This is a genomic window from Pseudoduganella sp. jia 12 (assembly GCF_055502675.1).
Map to the genome: position 1 here is coordinate 197,977 of NZ_JBUXKP010000013.1, position 21,854 is coordinate 219,830.

The window sequence follows — 21,854 nt, forward strand, 5'->3', positions numbered from 1 at the left end:
CGCCGCCCCCACGTCGATCGCGTGGTAGCGAATTCCCGGCACAGGCCGTGCGATGCTTGCTCTTTCACACCGTTCGGCTAAAGTGCTCGCATCCCCATCGAAGGAGGCATCAATGAAACGTGTTTTCGCTGTGTTCCTTGCGCTCGGCACCGCCGCCACCGCTTTCGCCCACCATGGCTGGAGCGAATACAACGCCGACAAGCCGCTGACCCTGACCGGCACGATCACCGAAAGCGGCTATTCGCAGCCGCATGGCCACGTGTCGCTGAAAACGGCCGACAAGACATGGCATGTGGTGCTGGCGCCGCCATCGCGGATGGAAAGCCGCGGCTTGCCGAAGGAAGCGCTCGCATCGGGCGGCCAGGTGACGGTGCAGGGCTACCCGCACCGCAGCAAGGCCGATGAACTGCGGGCCGAGCGCATCACGGTCAAGGACAAGACCACCGAACTGCGCTGATGGAGGTGGGCTGGCTGTCGGCACAGGCAGACCGGCTGGCCGCCACGCCCGTGGCGGCGGCCATGCGCGACGGTGTCTGGCTGTACCCGATCGTCGAGACCGTGCATATCGCCGGCTTCGCGATCCTCGTGGGTGCCGTGGCCATGTTCGACCTGCGCGTGCTCGGCTGCGCGCGCGGCCTGCCCGTGCGGGCGCTGGGGGCGCACCTGCTGCCGTGGGCGGTGGCCAGCCTGCTGCTCATCGTGCCGGCCGGCCTGCTGCTGTTCGCCAGCCAGCCCCGCGACTTCCTTGCCAACCCCACATTCGCACTGAAGCTGGCGCTGATCGCTGTCGCCGGGGTGAATGCCCTCGTCTTCCACATGGGCGTCTACCGCGGCGTGGCCGCATGGGACGTGGCAACGCCTGCGCCGGCTGGCGCGAAAGCGCATGCGGCGCTGTCGCTGCTGCTGTGGTTCGGCGTGATCGCCTGCGGACGGCTGCTGGCTTATACCTGAGGGTTGCCCTGCCCGGAGCCGGCAAGCTTCTTGTCGAGGTATGCGCGGGCGATCAGCGCACCGCCCTCGGCCGCCGCGGCCTGGGTGGCGAATCCCTGATCGGCAGGGAAACGGTCCTGCCAGGTATCCACGTGCCCCTTGATGATGATCGTGCACAGCCACTGGTGGCCGTGCACCGCCGTGGTGTCTTCGTATTCTTCCGTGCGGATCGTGTAACCCCGGTATTCGAATTCCATCGTCGGTTCCTTTGTGAAAAGCGCAATGTAGCATCGCGCTGCGCCGGGCGCCGCGCGCTTATACTGGCCACCAACCACACAGGAGAAGCCCATGAAGATCGCGGCAATCACGGATATCCACGGCAATCTCGGCGCACTCGAAGCGGTGCTGGCCGATATCGAACGGCGCGGCGCGACCGTGACGGTGAACCTGGGCGATATCGTGTCCGGCCCGCTGCAGCCGCGCGAAACGGCCGAGCGCCTGATGGCGCTGGACATGCCCACGATCGCCGGCAACCACGAGCGCCAGGTGCTGATGCACGTGCCGGAAAAGATGGGCGCTTCGGACCGCTATGCGCACGAGCAGATCACCGAAGTGCAGCGCGCCTGGCTTCACTCGCTGCCCGCCACGCTGCGGCTGACGGACGATGTGCTGCTGGTGCACGGCACGCCATCGTCGGACATCGTGTACTGGACCGATACCGTGCTGGAAACGGGCCGCCGCCCGGCCACCTACGACGAGGTGCTGGAGCGCGCCGGCGATGCGCGCGCATCGCTGATCCTGTGCGGCCATACCCACGGCCCGCGCAGCGTGCTGCTCGACGACGGCCGGCTGGTCGTCAACCCCGGCAGCGTGGGCCTGCAGGCCTTTAACGACGACAGGGACTTCCCCAACAAGGCGGAAAACCTGACCCCGCATGCGCGCTACGCCATCGTCGAACGCACGCCGGCCGGCTGGCTGGTCGAACACATCGCCGTGCCCTATGACTACGAGTTTGCCGCGCTGCTGGCCGAGAGCAATGGCCGGCCGGACTGGGGGCACGCACTGCGCACGGGGCGCATGCCCTGAATCGTACGGCAGCGCCGCCGGCGCGGCGCTAGACTGGCGTCATCTGTCTGAAATGGAACGCCGATGCGCCTGTACTCTCTCATGCCAGGGTTGCTGTTGTGCGCTGCGCTCGCGCCGCCGGCCGCGCTGGCCCAGCAGGATGAGCCAATCAATACCGACCGTCCCGACTTCGTCGATTCCAGCGAAGTGGTGGGAAAAGGGCGCGTGCAGGTCGAGGTGGGCGCCGGCATCGAGCGCGACCGGGACGGCGATGCGACGGAACGCACCGTTACCACGCCGCTGCTGCTGCGGGTCGGCGTCACCGATACGCTGGAGCTGCGCATCGAAACGGATGGCCACGTGGACCATCGCACCGATGGCGCGGCCCATGCGCGGGACCGGGGCTGGGCCGACGATACGCTGGGCATCAAATGGCATGCGCGCGACGGGGCAGGGGGCATGCCGTCGCTGGGCTTCATCCTCGAAGCGGATTTCGACAGCGGCTCCCGGGCATTCCGCGGCAACGGCGTGCAGCCGTCGCTGAGCATGGCGGCCGAATGGGAATTGCCGGGCGACCTGTCGCTGGGTGTCATGCCGGGCGTGACGCGCGCGAAGAACGACGATGGCTCGCATGCCGTCAACGGCTTCTTCGGCATCGTGCTGGACCGTTCATGGAACGACCGATTCCGCACGTTCGTGGAATACGCCGCGCCGCGCATTGCCAAGGCGAAGAATGGCGGAACGCAGGCGCAGGTGGATGTGGGCGCCGCATGGCTGCTCACGCGCGACTGCCAGGTCGACGCGATGTATTCGCGCGGCCTGAACGGGCGCACGCCCGACCATGCATTCACCTTGGGGCTGTCGTTCCGGCTCTAAGCTGGTCCCAGCACCTCGCCGCACACGTCCAGCCACGCCCGCGCCGCGTGCGACAGGTAGCGGCCGTTCCACACATGCGCCACCTGCCACGGCAGTTCCGGTTCCACGATGCGCACGGCCTGCAGCGATTCGTCCGCCAGCCGGTCGATGAACGGTTCCGGCAGCAGCGCGACGCCGATGCCGGCGGAGGCCATTTCCACCAGCCAGTCCCACTGGCCGCTCTGCGCGGCCACCGCGGGTTCGAAACCGGCCTGCGCGAACGCGCGACGCAGCGTGCGAGTGAGCGCGAAGTCGTCCGTCAGCAGCACCAGCGGCACATCCTTCAGGGCGGACAGCTTCACCGTGCGGCGCTGGCGCTGGAAGGTGCCGGCGGCCGCCAGCGCCCAGATCGGGTAGCTGGCCACCGGCAGCGTGGCGACGGACAGCCCGGCATCGGCCGGCAGCACCGTCATGCCGATTTCCAGCTCGCCGCTTGCCACCAGGCGCTCGACACCCGGGCCGGTTTCCTCGCGCAGCACGAGGGCGATGTCGGGGTGCCGCTCCCTGAACGCCTTCAGCACGGGCGTGAACAGCAGGTTGATCATCGGCGGGATGCCGACGGTGAGGGTGCCGCGCCGCACGGCCTGCACGTCGCGCACCTCGGCAGCCAGCGTGCGCATCGTGGCCAGCATCTCCTGGCCGCGCCCGTAGACGACGCGGCCGGTGTCGGTCAGGCCCAGCCGGCGGCCGTCGCGCACGAACAGCGGGGTGCCCAGTTCCTCCTCGAGCTGGTGCACCATCTTGCTGATCGTGGACTGGGTTACGTGCAGCAGCTCGGCCGCCTGCGTGAAACTGGACAGGCGGGCGGTTTCGACGAAGTAGCGCAGGGATCGGATGTCCATGAATTTTGCGAATGGATTCGGTGAATATAAGTCATATTATCCATGAATGGCGATCCTATACTCCGCTTATCGAATAAAGATTAGGGGAGGACACCATGGATGATCGCAACGTGGCGGAACGCATCCGCCGGCCCGGGTTGCTGGCCCGGATCCAGCCTGCCGAGCAGGCCGCCCGCCTGTTCGAACCCGGCATGACGGTCGGCATGAGCGGCTTCACGAAGGCCGGGGATGCGAAGGCGCTGCCGCGCGCGCTCGTCGAGCGCGCCCGCGAACAGGCGCTGAACCTCACGCTGATCACCGGAGCCTCGCTGGGCAACGACAGCGACGGCATGATGGCCAACGCCGGCGTGATCGCACGCCGGCTGCCGTTCCAGGCCGACGCATCGCTGCGCCGCAAGATCAACACGGGCGAGGTGATGTTCATCGACCAGCACCTGTCGGAAACGGCCGAGCAGCTGCGCAGCGGCGCGCTGCCGCAGATCGATATCGCCGTCATCGAAGCCTGCGCGATCCGCGAGGATGGCGCCATTGTGCCCACGATGGCGGTAGGGAACAGTGCCAGCTTCGTGCAGGGTGCCAGGCACGTGATCGTGGAGCTGAACCTGGCCGCGCCCATGGCGCTGGAAGGCCTGCACGACATCTACGTGCCGCGCCCGCGCCCGGCGCGCGAGCCGATCCCGCTCGTGCAGGCGGGCCAGCGCATCGGCACCACCGCGATCATGGTCGACCCGGAGCGGATCGCCGCGATCGTGGTGACCGACAGTCCGGACAGCCCGTCTTCCGTGCTGCCGCCGGACGAACAGACCGACGCGATCGCCCGCCACGTGGTGGCCTTCCTCGAAGGCGAGGTGGCGGCCGGCCGCATGGGCCCCGAACTGTTGCCGCTGCAGGCCGGCATCGGCACCATTGCGAATGCCGTGCTGCATGGCCTCACGCAATCGTCGTTCCACAACCTGTCGATGTACTCCGAAGTGCTGCAGGACAGCGCGATCGCCCTGCTCGATTCGGGGCAGCTGGCACTGGCGTCGGCGTCGTCGATCACCCTGTCGGCACCGGTACGTGAGCGCTTTCTGGCCAATCTCGACAAGTACCGCGACTGGATCGTGCTGCGTCCGCAGGAAATCAGCAACCACCCCGAAATCGTGCGCCGTCTCGGCATCATCGGACTCAATACCGCACTGGAATTTGACATCTACGGCAACGTCAACTCCACGCACGTGGGGGGCACCAGCATGATGAACGGCATCGGCGGTTCCGGCGACTTCGCCCGCAACGGCGAGCTGGCGATCTTCGTCAGCAAGTCGGAGGCGAAGGATGGCGCCATTTCCAGCGTGGTGCCGATGGTCGCGCACGTGGACCACACGGAACACGACGTGGACGTGCTCGTCACTGAATGGGGCTTTGCCGATTTGCGGGGTTTGGCCCCGCGCGAACGGGCGCCGCTGATCATCGAACGCTGTGCCCACCCGTTCTACCGCCCGCAGTTGCGGGACTATTACGAGCGCGCGCTGCAACGCGGCGGCCAGACACCGCACGTGCTGGAAGAAGCGCTGTCGTGGCACGAGCGGTATCGCACCGCGCGGCATATGCGTGCTGCTTGAAAAGCAACGACTCCCTGCGAGAACGGGGAGGGGTAGCTCTTCCATTGGGAATAGCTATCATATCGATTTAATTAATTGGCTTTTCCAATGCGGCATCTGAACGTAAAATTTCCTCACGTTCACACCACTGAGGAGCCAACCATGAGCCAGCCGCCAATCACCACCGCATCCGGCATTCCCGTCGCCGACAACCAGAATTCGGCCAGCGCCGGCTCCCGTGGTCCGCTGCTGCTGCAGGACTTCCACCTGATCGAGAAGCTGCAGCACTTCAACCGCGAGCGCATTCCGGAGCGCGTGGTGCACGCCAAGGGTTCGGGCGCCTACGGCACATTCACCGTCACGCACGACATTTCGAACTTCTCCAAGGCGAAACTGTTCTCGGCGATCGGCAAGCAAACGGAAACGTTCCTGCGTTTCTCGACCGTGGGCGGCGAGAAGGGCAGTGCCGACACCGAACGCGATCCGCGCGGTTTCGCGGTGCGCTTCTATACCGAGGAAGGCAACTGGGACCTGGTGGGCAACAACACGCCCGTATTCTTCCTGAAGGACGGCATCAAGTTCCCGGACTTCATCCACACGCAGAAACGCGATCCGCAAACGAACCTGAAGTCGGCCACGATGATGTTCGACTTCTGGAGCAAGGCGCCGGAAAGCCTGCACCAGGTGACCACGCTGTTCTCCAGCCGCGGCACGCCGGACGGCTACCGCCACATGCACGGCTTCGGCAGCCACACCTACAGCCTGGTCAACGATGCTGGCGAGCGCGTCTACGTGAAGTGGCACTTCCTCACGCAGCAGGGCATCAGGAATTTGACCGCCGCGGATGCGACCCGCATCGCCGGCGAAGACCCGGACTACGCGCAGCGCGACCTGTTCAACGCGATCGCCCGCGGCGACTTCCCGCGCTGGACCGTGTCGATCCAGGTGGCGACCGAAGCCGAGCTGGCCGCATGGGAGCAGCGCACCGGCTGGAACCCGTTCGACCTCACCAAAGTGTGGCCGCATGCGGACTTCCCGCTGCAGCAGGTGGGCGTGCTGGAACTGAACCGCAACCCGGCCAACTACCACGCCGAGGTGGAACAGGCCGCGCTGTCGCCGGCCAACGTGGTACCGGGCATGGGCTACTCGCCGGACAAGATGCTGCAGGCCCGCCTGTTCGCCTACCACGACGCGCAGCTGTACCGCGTGGGCACGAACCACCAGTACCTGCCGGTGAACGCGCCGCGCTGCCCCGTGCATAACCAGCAGCGCGATGGCGCGATGGCCTTTACGAACGGTGGCGCGGAGCAGAACTACCACACGATCCAGGCAGGCGGCACGGGTGTCACGGGCCTGGGCAACGGCGAACCGGCGATGGCGGTGAACGGCCCGGCCGGCCTGTACGACCCGCGCGGCACGGACGACGACTTCACGCAGGCGGGCAACCTGTTCCGCGTGCTGGACGCGGCCGAGCAGCAGAACCTGTTCGACAACCTGGCCGGCCCGCTGTCGCAGGTGTCCGACGAGATCGTCCAGCGTCAGCTGGGGCATTTCGACAAGGCCGACAGGGCCTACGGTGCCGGCGTGCGCGCCGCATTGAAGGCGCGCGGGCGGAACGTCGACTGATTCACCTGCCGGGCCCGTGTCCCCGTGCCAGGAAGGAGCGATGCCTTGCAAGGCAGCGCCGTTACGCAGGTGCGGAGCATGCTCCGCGAAACCCCTGCTTCACCACCGGGACACGGGCTCAGCAGCAACCGAACCGTAAGAAACCTGGCAGAATCTCGAATGAGAGAAACCTGCTGAGCTCGTGTCCTCGTGCCAGGAAGGAGCGCTGCCTTGCAAGGCAGCGCCGTTACGCAGGCGCGGAGCATGCTCCGCGAAACCCCTGCTTCACCACCGGGACACGGGCTCAACTGGTAAAAGGGGCGGGCCGTGAGGTCCGCCTTTTTTGCATTCAGGACTCAAACCAAGGACAATAACGCCATCCAAACCCAACGGATCCCCCAATGACCATCAAAATCAGTCAGAACTTCGACTCCGGCGCGATCGACGTCGTGAGCGCGGAGAATCCCGCCAATATCGAGCTGAAGCTGCGCAGCGATTCGCATGCAGACATCCACCAGTGGTTCCACTTCCGCGTGCAGGGTGTGCGCGGCACGGGGTTGAACCTGCGCTTCCTGAATGCCGGCCAGGCAACCTATGCCAAGGGCTTCGAGGACTACAACGCGGTGGCCAGCTACGATGGCGAGAACTGGTTCCGCGTGCCGACGTCGTTCGACGGCGAGGTGATGACGATCCGCCACACGCCCGACCTGGACAGCGTGTACTACGCGTACTTCGAGCCGTATTCGTGGGAACGCCACCTGCGCCTGCTGGGCGAAGTGGCCGAGAATCCCGTCGCGCGCGTGCTCGACCTGGGTTCCTCCGTCGATGGCCGCGACATGAACCTGGTGGTGATCGGGGACCCGGCGGCGGAAAAGAAGATCTGGTTCATCGCCCGCCAGCACCCGGGCGAATCGATGGCCGAGTGGTTCGTCGAAGGCCTGATCGATGCGCTGCTGGACGACGCCAACCCGATCGCCCGCAAGCTGCTGCAGCGCTGCGTGTTCTACATCGTGCCGAACATGAACCCGGACGGTTCGGTGCGCGGCAACCTGCGTACGAACGCGGCCGGCGCGAATTTGAACCGCGAATGGATGACGCCGACGGCGGAGCGCTCGCCGGAAGTGCTGTGCGTGAAGGAAAAGCTGCACCAGACCGGCGTCGACATGTTCTTCGACATCCATGGTGACGAGGCGCTGCCGTACAACTTCGTGGCCGGCAACGAGATGCTGGAGACGTTCACGCCGCAGCAGGGGGTATCGCAGAAGGCGTTCATCGAGCGCTACAAGAACGCCAGCCCGGACTTCCAGGATGCCGTCGGCTACCCGATCAGCAAGTACAAGGCGGACGTGCTGACGCTGGCCTCGAAATATGTGGGCCACCATTTCGGCTGCCTGTCGCTGACGCTGGAAATGCCGTTCAAGGACAACGCCGACCTGCCCGTGCCGCACGTGGGCTGGAACGGCGCGCGCAGCGCCGCGCTGGGCGCCGCGATCCTGCAACCGATCCTCCTTTCGCTGGACGACTGATGGGCATCGAAATCGAACGCAAATTCCTCGTGCTGGGCGACGGCTGGCTGAAGGAGGGCGAACCGGTCCTCCTGCGCCAGGGCTACCTGTCGTCGCACCCCGAGCGCGTGGTGCGCGTGCGCATCGAAGGGGACCATGCCGTCATGACGATCAAGAGCAAGGCGGTCGGCGTGTCGCGCGGCGAGTGGGAATATCCGCTGCCGATGGCCGATGCCGCCGAATTCCTCGACCGGCTGTGCGAGCAGCCGATCATCGAGAAGTACCGGCGCCGCATCCCGTTCGCCGGGTTCGTGTGGGAAGTGGACGAATTCCTCGGCGTGAACGCCGGCCTCGTGGTGGCGGAGATCGAACTGCCGGCCGAGGACACGGTGTTCGACAAGCCGGACTGGGTGGGCGCCGAGGTCACGCACGACAAGCGCTACCTGAATTCCAACCTGATCGGACATCCGTATTCGCGGTGGTAGAGCGGGCTTATTGTCGAGGCAGGTAGGAGCCCTCCGACCGGATGACGGTGCGGGCGCCGATGCTGCGCGCATGGCGAAAACGCTAATCTTGTCGTCCACGGTCATCGGGACCGTACCGACCATGACAGGAGCCCTACCATGCGCAAGACCTTGATCGCAGCAGTCCTCGCCACGATGGCCACCGCCGCCTATGCCCAGAGCGGCCAGAGCAACTCTACCGACCCGCAGCGCGCGCAGGGCGCTTCCAGCAACCAGGCGACTTCCGGGGACACGAAGCAGTCCAAATCGAAGAAGCATGGCAGCAAGCATAGTGGCAAGGAAGCGGGCGCCAGCTCGGGCACCTCGGCCGGCGGCACGACCACCGGCAGCCAGGCGGCCGGCACGCCGGGCCAGGGCATGGATGCCACGCGCACCGAGAGCGGCACGAGCGGCGGCTCGAATACCGGCACCACGGGCGGCGCCACCGGCGCCGGCATCAATAGCGGTACAAGCGGCGGTACAAGCGGCGGCACGAGCGGCGGTACAAGCGGCGGCACGAGCAACGGCTCGAACAGCGGCAGTAATTCGGGTACCGAAAGCAATTCGGCGGGTTCGCTGAAGCGCTGACCGCCATGCGTGCGCTCATCCTCGCACTGGGTCTGGCCGTGGTGGGTGGCGCCGCCGCCCAGTCGACCGTTGGCGATGCGCTGAAGAACAAGCCCGGCAGCGTGGGCTTGCAGGATGCCGACGCCAGCAGCAGTTCAGCGAACCGCAAGGCGGCCCCCACGGCGCCGAAGACCAGCGACAAGGTGCGTCCGGTACCCGGCAGGGACCCGGCGCCGCTGGGCAGTACGGCGAACCGGGCAGGGCGGGACAAGGCCGCGCCGGACGACACGTCCGGCCATGGCAACCCGAACGCCGACACCCGCAAGGCCGGCAATGGCAACAATACGTCGGGTAACAGTAACCTGACGCGCTGACGTTCCGCCGGGAGAAAAAAAACCTCGCATGTGCGAGGTTTTTTTATTTGCCGGCGTGGATCAGTGGAAGTGTTCCGTACCGGCCGGCGCGTCTTCCGGCATTTCGGCATGTACCAGTTCGCCCACAGGATCGGCGAACAGGGGCGCGCCGCAATCGTCGCAATACTCGGCCACGTAGCGCTCCGACAGTTTCTTCACGACGGTCACGCCGGCCGCGCTCAGGTGCTCGACGATTTCCTCGACCGGCGTGCGCGGCTGCAGCAGGTTCGCCAGGCCACCCGCTAGCGGGCCTTCGGGCGGCGTGCCTTCCTCGTCTTCCTGGCCGTACAGCGGCCAGACGACGCCGTAGATCACGTCGGTATCCGAGCGGCGCGTGAACGCCACGCGGTACTCGTCCACCTGGCCATCGGCCGATTCCTCGCCGAAGCCGGCGATGACCGCGCGCAGGTCGGCCGGTTCGCAGGCCAGCGTGTGCGTCAGGTAGTGGACGGCGGCGCGGATCGATACCGGGCGGATCAGCTTGTCGGCTTCGCGGCAGGCCATGTAATAGGCTTCCGGCAGCAGCAGTTCGATGCCGCAGCCCGGCAGCAGGCGGGCCACGGTGGGCGTGGCCTGCGTGCGCCACGATTCCAGCGCCGTGCGGCGTTCGTCCGCCTGGTGCAGGTGGGCACCCGGCATCTGCCAGCGGAACATGGGGCCGCCGGCCGGTGCCACGATGGCGGCGATCAGGTAGCGCGTGTCGGCCAGGAAAGGCGCCGTTTCCGGCGGCTTCACGTCCGACTTCACGGCCACGCCCTTCACCGCGGCCTGGGCCAGCTTGTGCATCTTGGCATACGTTTCCGCATGGGTGCGCGGCAACTGGTCGATCGAGAACAGGTTCGAGGCCATGGCCAGCTTCGTGCCGTCCGCCAACAGGTGGGCGGAGAAGTGGGCCGACAGCGTGTTCAGGACATCGGCCGGGATCGGGCCGGACGCGATCGCATAGCGGGTCCACGCCAGGATCGGCGCCGCCACCAGCAGCACGTCGTGCTGCACCGGCGCGCCTTCCGTCTCGACCGTGATGGTGGCCGATTCGCTGACGGCTTCCACGCTGTCCATCAGCACGTCATAGGCATTCAGGTCGGCGGCGAACAGGCTGTTCAGGGCGGCATCGACGGTGTCCTGGTGGCTCGTCTTCAGCAGCTTGGTCAACTGCACGTCCAGCGCGCGCTCCCAGCTGCGTTCCTCGAGACGGCTGCCCGCCTGGCCGACGGCCTGGGCAAGGGTGGAAAGGCGCTGGCTGTCGGCAGACAATTTTGGGGATGAATCTTTGGATGGGCGACGCATGGCGCTATCAATCTCGGTAGTGGTGAAAAACTTATCGAACGTATTGTAGTTGATTCGCCGAGGACTGTCCGAGCGTGCGGGACGGATGAGTAGCAGCAATGTTTCTCCAAAAATGGGGTACGTCCCCATTTTTGGAGAAACATTGCCCGGGAAATGGGGACGGCGGCCGCCGTACCGCCCCATTTTTGAGGCAAAAAAAACGCCGGGGAAACCCGGCGTTCTTGGCGAAGCGGTGAGTACTTACGCGGCCAGCAGCTGGCGCAGCACGAACGGCAGGATGCCGCCATGCTTGTAGTAGTCGACTTCGATCGGCGTGTCGATGCGCAGCAGCACCGTGGCTTCCTGCTTCGAGCCGTCTTCGCGGGTGATCACCAGGGTGGCCAGTTGCTGCGGCTTGATCTCGCCTTCCAGGCCGACCAGGTCGTAGGTTTCCTTGCCGGTGATGCCCAGCGATTCCACGCTGTCGTTGCCGATGAACTGCAGCGGCAGCACGCCCATGCCCACCAGGTTCGAACGGTGGATACGCTCGAACGAACGGGTGATCACGGCCTTCACGCCCAGCAGCTGGGTGCCTTTCGCCGCCCAGTCGCGCGACGAGCCGGTGCCGTATTCCTCGCCGCCGAAGATCATCGTCGGCGTGCCTTCGCCCACGTACTTCATGGCCGCGTCGTAGATCGACAGCTGTTCGCCGGACGGCTGGTGGATCGTGATGCCGCCTTCGACTGCCGAACCGTCGGCCTTCGGCGGGATCATCTTGTTCTTGATGCGCACGTTGGCGAACGTGCCGCGCATCATGATCTCGTGGTTGCCGCGGCGCGAGCCGTAGGAGTTGAAGTCGGCCTTCATCACGCCGTTTTCCTTCAGCCACTTGCCGGCCGGGCCGTCTTCCTTGATCGAGCCGGCCGGGGAGATGTGGTCGGTGGTGATCGAGTCGCCGAACACGCCCAGCGCGCGGGCGCCGGTGATGTTGGCGCTGTCGGAAGCGGGCGGGGTCATTTCGAAGTTCTCGAAGAATGGCGGCTCGGCGATGTACGTCGAGTCAGGCCAGTTGTAGACCTGGCCTTCGACGGACGACACGGCTTCCCACAGCTTGCCCGGGTTGCTCTTCACCTGGGCGTAGTTGGCCTTGAACACATCCGAGTTCATCGCGAACTTCATCAGCGATTCGATCTCGGCGGAGGTCGGCCAGATGTCGCCCAGGTACACGTCGCGGCCATTGGCGCCCTTGCCGACCGGCTCGGTCATCAGGTCGCGCGTCACGTTGCCGGCGATCGCGTAGGCGACGACCAGCGGTGGCGATGCCAGGAAGTTGGCGCGGATGTTCGGGTGGATACGTGCTTCGAAGTTGCGGTTACCGGACAGCACGGCGGCAGCCACGATGTCGTTGCTGGTGATCGCGGCGTTCAGTTCCGGGGTCAGGTCGCCCGCGTTGCCGATGCAGGTGGTGCAGCCGTAGGCGGTCACGCCGAAGCCCAGCTTGTCCAGGTAAGGCAGCAGGCCGGCCGCTTCCAGGTACTCGGTGACGACGCGCGAGCCGGGAGCCAGCGACGACTTGATGTGCGGTGCCACGGTCAGGCCGGCTTCCACGGCTTTCTTGGCCAGCAGGCCGGCGGCCAGCAGCACGCTCGGGTTCGACGTGTTGGTGCACGAGGTGATCGCGGCGATCAGGATGTCGCCATTCTTCACCTGCACGCCGTTCGTCGTTTCATATGCGGTGGTCAGGTCGGCCGGGTTCTTGTTGAAGCCGTTCTGCGTGGTCGGCTTGGAGAACAGGTCGGTGAAGGTGGACTTCACGTTGCCGATCTCGATACGGTCCTGCGGGCGCTTCGGGCCGGCCAGCGACGGCGTCACCGTCGACAGGTCCAGGTTCACTTCGCGGGTGAAATCGAGTTCGCCGGCCTTGGCCACGCCATACATGCCCTGGGCCTTGAAGTAGGCCTGGAACGCGGCGATTTCTTCCGGCGTGCGGCCGGTGCCTTCGAAGTACTCGATGGTCTTGTCGTCGACCGGGAAGAAGCCCATCGTGGCGCCGTATTCCGGTGCCATGTTGCCGATGGTGGCGCGGTCCGTCACGGACAGCGATTCGGTGCCTTCGCCGAAGAATTCGACGAACTTGCCGACGACCTTCTCTTTACGCAGCAGTTCGGTGATGGTCAGCACCAGGTCGGTCGCGGTGCAGCCTTCGCGCAGGCGGCCGGTCAGGTTCACGCCGATCACGTCCGGCGTCAGGAAATACACGGGCTGGCCCAGCATGCCGGCTTCCGCCTCGATGCCGCCCACGCCCCAGCCCACCACGCCGATACCGTTGATCATCGTGGTGTGCGAGTCGGTGCCCACCAGCGAATCGGGGTAGTACACGCCGTTGTTGTTGTGCACGCCCCGCGCCAGATATTCCAGGTTGACCTGGTGGACGATGCCGAAGCCCGGCGGCACCACGCCGAACGTGTCGAACGCCTGCATGCCCCACTTCATGAACTGGTAGCGCTCGTTGTTGCGCGAGAATTCCAGCTTCATGTTCAGGTCCAGCGCGCCCGGCTCGCGGAAGTGGTCGATCGTGACCGAGTGGTCGACGACCAGGTCGACCGGCACCAGCGGCTCGATCTTCTTCGGGTTCGCGCCCTGCTTGTAGGCGACGTTGCGCATCGCGGCCAGGTCGGCCAGCAGCGGCACGCCGGTGAAGTCCTGCAGCACCACACGGGCGACGACGAACGGGATCTCGTCCGTGCGGTCGGCGGTCGGGCCCCAGTTGGCCAGCTGCTTCACGTGTTCTTCGGTGACTTTCTTGCCGTCGCAGTTACGCAGCACGGATTCGAGCACCACGCGGATCGACACCGGCAGACGGGAGATCTTGGCGCCCAGGGCCTGTTCCAGCGCGGGCAGGGAGTACAGCTTGCCCTTGGTTTTGCCGGAAATCGGAAAATCCTTGAGCGTGTTGAAAGTGTTGCTAGACATAACCTCTCCTTCAGGTGGGCGTCGGTTCATTTATTGATCGAGGGTACTGCTGTTCTTTACTGCACTGTTCTTTATTACAGCGTTACATATGTGTCTTGGGCGCATCCGGCGCCGCGGGTACGGCACCGGCCGACGTGGCCGGGGGCGCGGAAGGGGCCGAAGTCGGCTTGCCTGCGGCCGCTTCGATGACCGCCGGCGCTTCCGCCGGTTTCAGCTGCTCGGCATTGCGGCATTCGTTGGCCAGCTGGCGATTCTTTTTGGAATCGAGCAGCATGCCCTTGGCGGGAATGCCGATCCAGATCAGGCCGTGATACTTGTTCTCGAAGCGCTGCGCACCCGTCGTGGTGGCCACGCGCGTGAGGCGGTGCAGCCGGGTTTTCCAGCGCAGGGCGACATGGCTTTCGTCGCCGGTGTTCTGGTAGATCGTGACCTTGTTGCCGAGTTCGCAGTCATAGTCGACCACGGCGGAACCCAGCACGTCGGGCTCGTCCGCCTCGGGATCGGGTGCGGCCGGCACCACGGGCGCCGGCTTGGCTTTCGCTTTCGCGTTCGATTTCGTATTCGACTTTGCCTTCGACTGCTGCTTGGCGGCCGGGGCGGGCTTTTTCTTCGCCTCCGCTTTCGGCTTCGCGGTTTCGACGGCGGCATGGGCGGCCGGGGCGCAGGCCAGCGCCCACGCGGCGCCGCAGGCGGCGATGAATTTCAGGATGGACATCAGGTATTTTCCGTTGCGTTGGGTTGCGGCTCCAACAGCGCGCTTGCCGCCTCCGGCAAATTCAGGCCTGCCAGCCTGGCGCGCTGCAGCACCGTCCAATAGTAGCGATAGCTCGCACGGTCGTGCAAGCGGCCATGCTGGCTGATCGGCCCCCAGTTGGCTTTTGCGGCCTCGCCCAGGATCGCCGCCGATTCATTCACTTCGGAAAGCCGGGGCGCGAACGCCTTGACGATCGGCTTGATCTGGCTGGGGTGGATGCTCCACATGCGCGTATAGCCGAATTCGGCCAGCGCGCGTTGCGCGTCGTTCGCGACCACGGCCGAATCCTTGATGTCGGTGGTGACGTTGTGCGACGGCACCTTGCCATGCGCATGGCAGGCGGCCGCCATTTCCAGCTTGGCGCGCACCACCAGCGGGTGCGTGAACTGGTTCGGCGTGCGCATCGCATTCGCGGGAATCGCGCCGTAATGGCTGGACACGAAGTCCATGATGCCGAACGACAGGCATTCGACCTGGGGCAGGGCGGCGATCGCGAACGCGCCGCGCAGCGCGCCGTGCGTTTCGATCAGCACATGCACCGGCAAGTTTTCCCGGCCAGCCTTCACGGCGTGCTGGTTGATGGCGTCGATGGCTTTCATGACGTCCTGCACGCTGTCGGGCTTGGGCAGCACGATGTAGGCAAGGCGGCTGGCCGCGGCGCCGACGATGATCTCGACATCGCGCGCGAAATGCGGGCTCGACACGTCGTGCACACGGGCGCCGATGCGGTTGAATTTGTTGTCGGCGGAGTTGACCAGGCTTGCTACGAGCTGCGCATGTGCTTCCTCGTTGCCGGCGGCGGCGCCGTCCTCGCAGTCGAACGTGATGTCGAACACGGGGCCAAGCTCTTGTTGCAGGGCCATCGATTTGCGCATCAGCTTTTCGGAGCCTGCGTAATGGTCGCAGGCCGGCAACAACAGCGGCTGGCGTTCGCCCTGGAATAAGACCTCGGATGGATGCATCGTGGATGTTCCGGATGAAGAGACCGCCGCGCGGCCGGTGACGGCGGCGCGGCGAGCTGTGTGGAGCGGCGAATTGTCGACCGGTTCCACGGGGGAGATGATTACGGCAGCAGGTGCTTCACGCCTTCACGCTCTTCGGTCAGTTCCTTCAGCGTGAGGTTGATGCGTTCCTGGGAGAATTCGTCGATTTCCAGGCCCTGCACGATCGTGTATTCGCCGTTCTCGGTGGTGACCGGGAAGCCGAACATCGTGCCTTCGGGGATACCGTAGGAACCGTCGGACGGCACGCCCATCGTGGTCCACTTGCCGTTGGTGCCCAGCACCCAGTCACGCACGTGGTCGATGGCGGCGTTGGCTGCCGATGCGGCCGACGACAGGCCGCGCGCTTCGATGATGGCGGCGCCGCGCTTGCCGACGGTCGGCAGGAACGTGTTGGCGTTCCATTCCTGGTCGTTGATCAGGTCCTTCACGGACTCGCCGTTCACGGTGGCGAAGCGGTAGTCGGCGTACATCGTCGGCGAGTGGTTGCCCCACACGGTCAGCTTTTCGATGTCCTTCACCTGCTTGCCGGTCTTCTGTGCCACTTGCGACAGGGCGCGGTTGTGGTCCAGGCGCAGCATGGCGGTGAAGTTCTTGGCCGGCAGGCTCGGTGCCGATTTCATCGCGATGTAGGCATTGGTGTTGGCCGGGTTGCCCACGACCAGCACTTTCACGTTGCGCGAAGCAACCTGGTCCAGCGCCTTGCCCTGCACCGTGAAGATCTGCGCGTTGGCTTCCAGCAGGTCCTTGCGCTCCATGCCCGGGCCGCGCGGACGCGCGCCGACCAGCAGGGCCACGTCGGCATCCTTGAAGGCGGTCAGCGGATCGGCGTGGGCGGTCATGCCTTCCAGCAGCGGGAACGCGCAGTCGTCGATTTCCATCATGACGCCCTTCAGCGCCTTCTGTGCCTTTTCGTTGTCGATCTCGAGCAGTTGCAGGATGACCGGCTGGTCTTTGCCCAGCATGTCGCCGTTGGCGATGCGGAACAGCAGGGAATAGCCGATCTGGCCGGCGGCGCCGGTTACGGCAACACGCATTGGGGTTTTAGCCATGATGAATCTCCATGTGGAATAAAGAAGCTGACGGATCTGGTTGCCGGACCTGCTTGCAGGGCCTGCGTCGCAGAACCTGGTTGCAAGACCCGGGGTGCAGAACCTTACCGGCGCCGCGCCGAAGCGGCGGCCTGCTGGTAAAACTGCAATGATACCAAATTCGTTCCTTGCAAAGGCTCAGCCTTGCGGGTGTATTTCAACGATTTTCGCGCGAATCTCGCACGGGTTTCGCCAACCTTCGCCTGCGGTGGGGCCTGGATGCCATCCCGTCCGGTGCGCCATCGGAGCGTCGCCCGGAATAACATCGACGGCGAGTGTAGGCTTGTAGAAGCCTTCTGTCAATGCTATCTTATGTCTTATATAAGACATATAACTTAGTCGGTTTATTACTGGACGGACAGTTCCTTTTGTGGTGAAATCGCGGTCTATGAATCCTGTCACGCCCAACCAGCCCAGCCCAGGCAGCAGTGCGAACGCGCCGGCTGTACCGGCCCCGGGCGCGACCCCGAGTACTCCCGCGCCAGCTTCCGCCCCGGCTCCCGCGGCACCTGCGCCGACCTTCTCTCCGCTGTACCAGCAGATCAAGGCTTTGATCACGCAGAGCCTGCAGTCGGGCGAGTGGAAGCCGGGCGAAATGATTCCCAGCGAAGTGGAGCTGGCCAATCGCTACAAGGTCAGCCAGGGCACCGTGCGCAAGGCGATCGACGAACTGGCGGCGGACAACCTGGTGATGCGCCGGCAGGGCAAGGGCACGTTCGTGTCCACCCACCACGAGGCGCGCGCCCATATCCGTTTCCTGCGGCTGCGCCCGGACGAGGGGCAGCCGCATTACCCCGAAAGCCGCTTCCTCGAAGTGAAGCGCCTGCGCGCCCCGGCAGATGTGGCGCGGTTGCTGGACATGAAGACCGGCGACGCCACGGTCTACATCAAGCGGGTGCAGTCGTTCGACGGCGTACCCACGATCGTCGAGGAGCTGTGGCTGCCCGGCCAGCTGTTCAAGGGCCTGACGGCCGAGCGGCTGTCCGAATACAAGGGGCCGATGTACGGCCTGTTCGAATCCGAGTTCGGCACGCGGATGATCCGCGCCGACGAGAAGGTGCGCGCCGTGCTGGCGGGCGCCGAAGATGCCGCGCTGCTCCATGTGGAGGCGGGCTCGCCTCTCCTTTCAGCCGAACGGGTGTCATTCACGTACGGCGACAAACCGGTGGAGCTGCGCCGCGGCCTGTATCTGACCAGCCGCCACCACTACCAGAATGACTTGAATTGACGATCCGGAGCGCTGTGCACCCAAAAAATCGATGGGCAGCGCAAACGAATGGAGCGGTGCAGCAAAAATTTGGTGTTATGTAAGAATAGATATTGGTCGTTGTGGGGAAATGGGTAACAATCGCAGTCTCATCATTGTCGTTACGCAAAGTTGCTGCGAATAAGCAGCAAGTAAGCAGAAAATAAGCAACAGAAGACATGAACAAGTGACGGGAAAGTCACGGTGAGCAAGGGATGGCCTGTTGCGGCGACCAGCCAGCGCTTAGGCAGCTAATAGCAACTGATAGCGACTGATAACAAGCAAGACTCAAGGGGAGGTAAGCCATGACTGAAGCCATCAAGGACCCCCGGCGCAAGCCGCGCCGGGAATACCGCAACATCCACATCGGTGAGCTGGGCCAGTACCGCATGCCGTTGTCGGCCATCGTGTCGATCCTGCACCGCATCAGCGGCATGCTGCTGTTCGTGCTGCTGCCGTTCATCCTGTACCTGCTGCAGGAAAGCATCCGTTCCGAGATCTCCTTCGCGCACTTCCAGGGCATCGCCCAGCATCCGTTCACGAAGCTGGTCATCCTGGCCATGGTGTGGGGCTACATGCACCACTTCTGCGCCGGCATCCGCCACCTGGTGATGGATACCCACGTGGGCCTGGACAAGGATTCCGCCCGCAAGACGTCGGTCGCCGTGCTGGCCATCAGCCTGGTCGTGACGTTCCTGGTCGCCCTGAAACTGTTCGGAGTGTTCTGAGATGAAAAACAATATCGGACCGAAGCGCCTCGTCGTCGGCGCCCACTACGGCCTGGGCGAGTTCCTCGCGCAGCGCGCCACCGCCATCGTGATGGTGGTATACACCGTCGTGCTGCTGGGCGCTTTCCTGACCGGCAATAACTTCTCCTACGAGGGCTGGGCCGGCCTGTTCGCCCAGACATGGTTCAAGCTGTTCACCCTGGCCACGCTGATCGGCCTGTTCTACCACGCCTGGGTCGGCGTCGTGTCCGTCTACCAGGACTACATCAAGAACGTGGGCGTTCGCTTCCTCATTCAAACCGCGTCGGCCATGTGGCTGATCGCGTGCGCCGTGTGGTCGGTGCAGATCCTCTGGAGTGTGTAAATCGTGGCAGCAATCAAATCTTCCATCCCGGTACGCCGCTTCGACGCGGTGATCGTCGGCGCCGGCGGTTCCGGCATGCGCGCCTCCCTGCAACTGGCAGAAGCCGGCCTGAACGTGGCCGTGCTGTCGAAAGTCTTCCCCACCCGTTCGCACACGGTGGCCGCACAGGGCGGCATCGGTGCTTCGCTGGGCAACATGGCCGAGGACAACTGGTTCTGGCACATGTTCGACACCGTCAAGGGCGGCGACTACCTGGGCGACCAGGACGCGATCGAATTCATGTGCCGCGAAGCCCCGAAGGTCGTGTATGAACTCGAACACTTCGGCATGCCGTTCGACCGCAACCCCGACGGCACGATCTACCAGCGCCCGTTCGGCGGCCATACCGCGAACTTCGGCGAGAAGGCCGTGCAGCGCGCCTGCGCCGCGGCCGACCGTACCGGCCACGCGCTGCTGCACACGCTTTATCAACGCAATGTCCGCGCGCGCACCCACTTCTTCGTCGAATGGATGGCGCTGGACCTGATCCGCGATAGCGAAGGCGACGTGATCGGCGTGGTCGCGCTGGAAATGGAAACGGGCGACGTGATGATCCTGCAGGCGAAGACGACGATCTTCGCCACCGGTGGTGCCGGCCGTATCTTCGCCGCATCGACCAACGCGTTCATCAACACCGGCGACGGCATGGGCATGGCGGCACGCGCCGGCCTGCCGCTGCAGGACATGGAGTTCTGGCAGTTCCACCCGACCGGCGTGGCCGGCGCGGGCGTCCTGATCACCGAAGGCGTGCGCGGCGAAGGCGGCATCCTGATCAACTCGCAGGGCGAGCGTTTCATGGAGCGCTATGCGCCGACCTTGAAGGACCTGGCGCCGCGCGACTTCGTGTCGCGCTCGATGGACCAGGAAATCAAGGAAGGCCGCGGCGTGGGCCCGAACAAGGACCACGTGCTGCTCGACCTGCGCCACATCGGCAAGGAGACGATCGAGAAGCGCCTGCCGTCGATCCTGGAAATCGGCCACAAGTTCGCCAACGTGGATGCGACGAAGGAACCGATCCCGGTCGTGCCGACGATCCACTACCAGATGGGCGGCATCCCGACCAATATCCATGGCCAGGTCGTGGCACCGTCGGCCGACGGCTCGCAGAAGATCGTGGGCGGCCTGTACGCGATCGGCGAATGCGCCTGCGTGTCGGTGCACGGCGCGAACCGCCTGGGCACGAACTCGCTGCTCGACCTGGTGGTGTTCGGCCGCGCGGCCGGCAACCATGTCGTCGCCTCGAACCTGAAGGCGAAGGAACACAAGGATCTGCCGAAGGACGCATCGGACTTCGCGATGGACCGCCTGAACCGCCTGGAAACCTCGACCGGTTCCGAAAAGGTGCAGGGCGTGGCCAACGACATCCGCGCCACGATGCAGAAATACTGCGGCGTGTTCCGTACCGACGAGCTGCTGAAAGCGGGCTTCGACGAGATCATGAAGCTCGACGAGCGCCGCAAGCACGTGTCGTTCAAGGACAAGTCGAAGGTGTTCAATACCGCCCGCGTCGAAGCGCTGGAGCTGGACAACCTGATCGAGACGGCCAAGGCCACGATCACCTCCGCGGTGGCCCGCAAGGAATCGCGCGGCGCGCACGCGCACAGCGATTTCCCGAACCGCGACGACGAAAACTGGATGAAGCACACGCTGTGGTTCTCCGAAGGCTGCCGCCTGGAGTACAAGCCGGTCGTCACCAAGCCGCTGACGGTGGAAACCTTCAAGCCCAAAGCACGCACTTTCTAAGGTAGCAAAACATGGCACGTACTCTCAAATTCAAGATCTACCGCTACGATCCGGACAAGGATGCCAAGCCCTACATGCAGGACCTGACGGTCGAGCTGAAGGACACCGACAAGATGCTGCTGGACGCGCTGCAGCGCATCAAGTCCGACGTGGACGATTCGCTGGCGCTGCGCCGCTCGTGCCGCGAAGGCGTGTGCGGGTCGGACGCGATGAACGTCAACGGCAAGAACCGCCTGGCGTGCACGACGAACCTGAACGAACTGTCCGAACCGATCATCCTGCGCCCGTTGCCGGGCCTGCCGGTGATCCGCGACCTGATCGTGGACATGACGCAGTTCTTCAAGCAGTATGAGTCGATCAAGCCGTTCCTGATCAACGAGTCGATCCCGCCCGAGAAGGAACGCCTGCAGACGCCGGCCGAGCGCGAGGAACTGGACGGCCTGTACGAATGCATCCTGTGCGCGTGCTGCTCCACGTCGTGCCCGTCGTTCTGGTGGAATCCGGACAAGTTCGTGGGCCCGGCGGGCCTGCTGCAGGCCTACCGCTTCATCGCCGACTCGCGCGACGAAGCCACCGGCCAGCGCCTGGACAACCTGGAAGACCCGTACCGCCTGTTCCGCTGCCACTCGATCATGAACTGCGTGGACGTCTGTCCGAAGGGCCTGAACCCGAACAAGGCCATCGGCAAGATCAAGGAACTGATGGTCCGCCGCGCGATCTGATC

The 21,854-nt window shown here is 64.8% G+C and carries 22 protein-coding genes; 15 read left to right on the forward strand and 7 right to left on the reverse strand.

Annotated features, from left to right (window positions below):
* Positions 1-112: 112 nt before the first annotated feature.
* Positions 113-457 (forward strand): DUF6152 family protein, encoded by a 345-nt coding sequence (locus ACY65G_RS25870; RefSeq protein WP_465000146.1) that lies wholly within the window; start codon positions 113-115, stop codon positions 455-457.
* Positions 457-951, forward strand: a complete 495-nt coding sequence (locus tag ACY65G_RS25875; RefSeq protein WP_465000147.1) for a DUF6644 family protein — start codon at positions 457-459, stop codon at positions 949-951. Before ACY65G_RS25870 ends, ACY65G_RS25875 begins: the two co-directional genes overlap by 1 nt.
* On the opposite strand, the gene ACY65G_RS25880 is transcribed toward ACY65G_RS25875, so the two are convergent.
* Positions 942-1,187: a hypothetical protein gene (locus ACY65G_RS25880; protein ID WP_465000148.1), complete on the reverse strand. Its 246-nt coding sequence runs from the start codon at positions 1,185-1,187 to the stop codon at positions 942-944. The two genes, ACY65G_RS25875 and ACY65G_RS25880, sit on opposite strands and share 10 nt — an antisense overlap.
* A gap of 91 nt (positions 1,188-1,278) precedes the next feature.
* Here ACY65G_RS25880 and ACY65G_RS25885 point away from each other — a divergent pair, with 91 nt between their 5' ends.
* Both ACY65G_RS25885 and ACY65G_RS25890 read left to right on the forward strand, forming a co-directional pair.
* Complete coding sequence (locus tag ACY65G_RS25885) at positions 1,279-2,016, forward strand: metallophosphoesterase family protein (protein WP_465000149.1); 738 nt, start codon at positions 1,279-1,281, stop codon at positions 2,014-2,016.
* 63 nt (positions 2,017-2,079) lie between these two features.
* Complete coding sequence (locus ACY65G_RS25890) at positions 2,080-2,871, forward strand: transporter (protein WP_465000150.1); 792 nt, start codon at positions 2,080-2,082, stop codon at positions 2,869-2,871.
* Here the strand turns inward: ACY65G_RS25890 and ACY65G_RS25895 are convergent.
* Positions 2,868-3,752 carry a LysR family transcriptional regulator gene (locus ACY65G_RS25895; RefSeq protein WP_465000151.1) on the reverse strand — a complete coding sequence of 295 codons (885 nt, stop codon included), beginning with the start codon at positions 3,750-3,752 and terminating at the stop codon, positions 2,868-2,870. The two genes, ACY65G_RS25890 and ACY65G_RS25895, sit on opposite strands and share 4 nt — an antisense overlap.
* Before the next feature lie 95 nt (positions 3,753-3,847).
* On the opposite strand from ACY65G_RS25895, the gene ACY65G_RS25900 reads away from it, so the two are divergent.
* From ACY65G_RS25900 to ACY65G_RS25925, 6 genes are all read left to right on the forward strand, one after another.
* Complete coding sequence (locus ACY65G_RS25900; RefSeq protein WP_465000152.1) at positions 3,848-5,353, forward strand: acetyl-CoA hydrolase/transferase family protein; 1,506 nt, start codon at positions 3,848-3,850, stop codon at positions 5,351-5,353.
* Positions 5,354-5,494: 141 nt separating this feature from the next.
* Positions 5,495-6,958, forward strand: a complete 1,464-nt coding sequence (locus ACY65G_RS25905) for a catalase (RefSeq protein WP_465000153.1) — start codon at positions 5,495-5,497, stop codon at positions 6,956-6,958.
* A gap of 380 nt (positions 6,959-7,338) precedes the next feature.
* The gene (locus tag ACY65G_RS25910; RefSeq protein WP_465000154.1) at positions 7,339-8,463 is read left to right on the forward strand and encodes a M14 family metallopeptidase; all 1,125 of its coding nucleotides are present in this window, start codon (positions 7,339-7,341) and stop codon (positions 8,461-8,463) included.
* A complete protein-coding gene (locus ACY65G_RS25915; RefSeq protein ID WP_465000155.1) occupies positions 8,463-8,927 on the forward strand; it encodes a CYTH domain-containing protein in 465 nt (154 codons plus the stop codon). Before ACY65G_RS25910 ends, ACY65G_RS25915 begins: the two co-directional genes overlap by 1 nt.
* Before the next feature lie 138 nt (positions 8,928-9,065).
* Positions 9,066-9,533 carry a hypothetical protein gene (locus ACY65G_RS25920; protein ID WP_465000156.1) on the forward strand — a complete coding sequence of 156 codons (468 nt, stop codon included), beginning with the start codon at positions 9,066-9,068 and terminating at the stop codon, positions 9,531-9,533.
* Between the two features lie 5 nt (positions 9,534-9,538).
* Positions 9,539-9,886, forward strand: coding sequence for a hypothetical protein (locus ACY65G_RS25925; RefSeq protein WP_465000157.1), 348 nt, complete (start codon positions 9,539-9,541; stop codon positions 9,884-9,886).
* A gap of 60 nt (positions 9,887-9,946) precedes the next feature.
* On the opposite strand, the gene ACY65G_RS25930 is transcribed toward ACY65G_RS25925, so the two are convergent.
* The 5 genes from ACY65G_RS25930 to ACY65G_RS25950 form a co-directional block, all read right to left on the reverse strand.
* The gene (locus ACY65G_RS25930; protein ID WP_465000158.1) at positions 9,947-11,212 is read right to left on the reverse strand and encodes a DUF2863 family protein; all 1,266 of its coding nucleotides are present in this window, start codon (positions 11,210-11,212) and stop codon (positions 9,947-9,949) included.
* 240 nt (positions 11,213-11,452) lie between these two features.
* The gene (gene acnA / locus ACY65G_RS25935; RefSeq protein WP_465000159.1) at positions 11,453-14,164 is read right to left on the reverse strand and encodes an aconitate hydratase AcnA; all 2,712 of its coding nucleotides are present in this window, start codon (positions 14,162-14,164) and stop codon (positions 11,453-11,455) included.
* Between the two features lie 82 nt (positions 14,165-14,246).
* Positions 14,247-14,879 carry a hypothetical protein gene (locus ACY65G_RS25940; RefSeq protein WP_465000160.1) on the reverse strand — a complete coding sequence of 211 codons (633 nt, stop codon included), beginning with the start codon at positions 14,877-14,879 and terminating at the stop codon, positions 14,247-14,249.
* Entirely contained in the window at positions 14,879-15,880 is a 1,002-nt protein-coding gene (locus ACY65G_RS25945) for an HpcH/HpaI aldolase/citrate lyase family protein (RefSeq protein WP_465000161.1), read from the reverse strand. Before ACY65G_RS25945 ends, ACY65G_RS25940 begins: the two co-directional genes overlap by 1 nt.
* Before the next feature lie 101 nt (positions 15,881-15,981).
* The gene (locus ACY65G_RS25950) at positions 15,982-16,971 is read right to left on the reverse strand and encodes a malate dehydrogenase (protein WP_465000162.1); all 990 of its coding nucleotides are present in this window, start codon (positions 16,969-16,971) and stop codon (positions 15,982-15,984) included.
* A 427-nt stretch (positions 16,972-17,398) separates the two neighbouring features.
* On the opposite strand from ACY65G_RS25950, the gene ACY65G_RS25955 reads away from it, so the two are divergent.
* The 5 genes from ACY65G_RS25955 to ACY65G_RS25975 all read left to right on the forward strand — a co-directional run bounded on the left by ACY65G_RS25955 (position 17,399) and on the right by ACY65G_RS25975 (position 21,852).
* Positions 17,399-18,238: a GntR family transcriptional regulator gene (locus tag ACY65G_RS25955; RefSeq protein ID WP_465000163.1), complete on the forward strand. Its 840-nt coding sequence runs from the start codon at positions 17,399-17,401 to the stop codon at positions 18,236-18,238.
* A 323-nt stretch (positions 18,239-18,561) separates the two neighbouring features.
* A complete protein-coding gene (gene sdhC, locus ACY65G_RS25960) occupies positions 18,562-18,984 on the forward strand; it encodes a succinate dehydrogenase, cytochrome b556 subunit (protein WP_465000164.1) in 423 nt (140 codons plus the stop codon).
* 1 nt (position 18,985) lies between these two features.
* Complete coding sequence (gene sdhD, locus ACY65G_RS25965) at positions 18,986-19,348, forward strand: succinate dehydrogenase, hydrophobic membrane anchor protein (protein ID WP_130188206.1); 363 nt, start codon at positions 18,986-18,988, stop codon at positions 19,346-19,348.
* Between the two features lie 3 nt (positions 19,349-19,351).
* Positions 19,352-21,130: a succinate dehydrogenase flavoprotein subunit gene (gene sdhA / locus ACY65G_RS25970; RefSeq protein WP_464995883.1), complete on the forward strand. Its 1,779-nt coding sequence runs from the start codon at positions 19,352-19,354 to the stop codon at positions 21,128-21,130.
* A gap of 11 nt (positions 21,131-21,141) precedes the next feature.
* On the forward strand, positions 21,142-21,852 hold the full coding sequence (locus ACY65G_RS25975; protein WP_464995882.1) for a succinate dehydrogenase iron-sulfur subunit: 711 nt from the start codon (positions 21,142-21,144) through the stop codon (positions 21,850-21,852).
* Positions 21,853-21,854 lie beyond the last annotated feature (2 nt).

Excerpts from the sequence above, each read along its gene's own strand:
- ACY65G_RS25870 (WP_465000146.1), top strand. The coding sequence starts at position 113 with ATGAAACGTGTTTTCGCTGTGTTCCTTGCGCTCGGCACCGCCGCCACC.
- ACY65G_RS25875 (WP_465000147.1), top strand. The coding sequence starts at position 457 with ATGGAGGTGGGCTGGCTGTCGGCACAGGCAGACCGGCTGGCCGCCACG.
- ACY65G_RS25880 (WP_465000148.1), bottom strand. The coding sequence starts at position 1,187 with ATGGAATTCGAATACCGGGGTTACACGATCCGCACGGAAGAATACGAA.
- ACY65G_RS25885 (WP_465000149.1), top strand. The coding sequence starts at position 1,279 with ATGAAGATCGCGGCAATCACGGATATCCACGGCAATCTCGGCGCACTC.
- ACY65G_RS25890 (WP_465000150.1), top strand. The coding sequence starts at position 2,080 with ATGCGCCTGTACTCTCTCATGCCAGGGTTGCTGTTGTGCGCTGCGCTC.
- ACY65G_RS25895 (WP_465000151.1), bottom strand. The coding sequence starts at position 3,752 with ATGGACATCCGATCCCTGCGCTACTTCGTCGAAACCGCCCGCCTGTCC.
- ACY65G_RS25900 (WP_465000152.1), top strand. The coding sequence starts at position 3,848 with ATGGATGATCGCAACGTGGCGGAACGCATCCGCCGGCCCGGGTTGCTG.
- ACY65G_RS25905 (WP_465000153.1), top strand. The coding sequence starts at position 5,495 with ATGAGCCAGCCGCCAATCACCACCGCATCCGGCATTCCCGTCGCCGAC.
- ACY65G_RS25910 (WP_465000154.1), top strand. The coding sequence starts at position 7,339 with ATGACCATCAAAATCAGTCAGAACTTCGACTCCGGCGCGATCGACGTC.
- ACY65G_RS25915 (WP_465000155.1), top strand. The coding sequence starts at position 8,463 with ATGGGCATCGAAATCGAACGCAAATTCCTCGTGCTGGGCGACGGCTGG.
- ACY65G_RS25920 (WP_465000156.1), top strand. The coding sequence starts at position 9,066 with ATGCGCAAGACCTTGATCGCAGCAGTCCTCGCCACGATGGCCACCGCC.
- ACY65G_RS25925 (WP_465000157.1), top strand. The coding sequence starts at position 9,539 with ATGCGTGCGCTCATCCTCGCACTGGGTCTGGCCGTGGTGGGTGGCGCC.
- ACY65G_RS25930 (WP_465000158.1), bottom strand. The coding sequence starts at position 11,212 with ATGCGTCGCCCATCCAAAGATTCATCCCCAAAATTGTCTGCCGACAGC.
- acnA (WP_465000159.1), bottom strand. The coding sequence starts at position 14,164 with ATGTCTAGCAACACTTTCAACACGCTCAAGGATTTTCCGATTTCCGGC.
- ACY65G_RS25940 (WP_465000160.1), bottom strand. The coding sequence starts at position 14,879 with ATGTCCATCCTGAAATTCATCGCCGCCTGCGGCGCCGCGTGGGCGCTG.
- ACY65G_RS25945 (WP_465000161.1), bottom strand. The coding sequence starts at position 15,880 with ATGCATCCATCCGAGGTCTTATTCCAGGGCGAACGCCAGCCGCTGTTG.
- ACY65G_RS25950 (WP_465000162.1), bottom strand. The coding sequence starts at position 16,971 with ATGGCTAAAACCCCAATGCGTGTTGCCGTAACCGGCGCCGCCGGCCAG.
- ACY65G_RS25955 (WP_465000163.1), top strand. The coding sequence starts at position 17,399 with ATGAATCCTGTCACGCCCAACCAGCCCAGCCCAGGCAGCAGTGCGAAC.
- sdhC (WP_465000164.1), top strand. The coding sequence starts at position 18,562 with ATGACTGAAGCCATCAAGGACCCCCGGCGCAAGCCGCGCCGGGAATAC.
- sdhD (WP_130188206.1), top strand. The coding sequence starts at position 18,986 with ATGAAAAACAATATCGGACCGAAGCGCCTCGTCGTCGGCGCCCACTAC.
- ACY65G_RS25975 (WP_464995882.1), top strand. The coding sequence starts at position 21,142 with ATGGCACGTACTCTCAAATTCAAGATCTACCGCTACGATCCGGACAAG.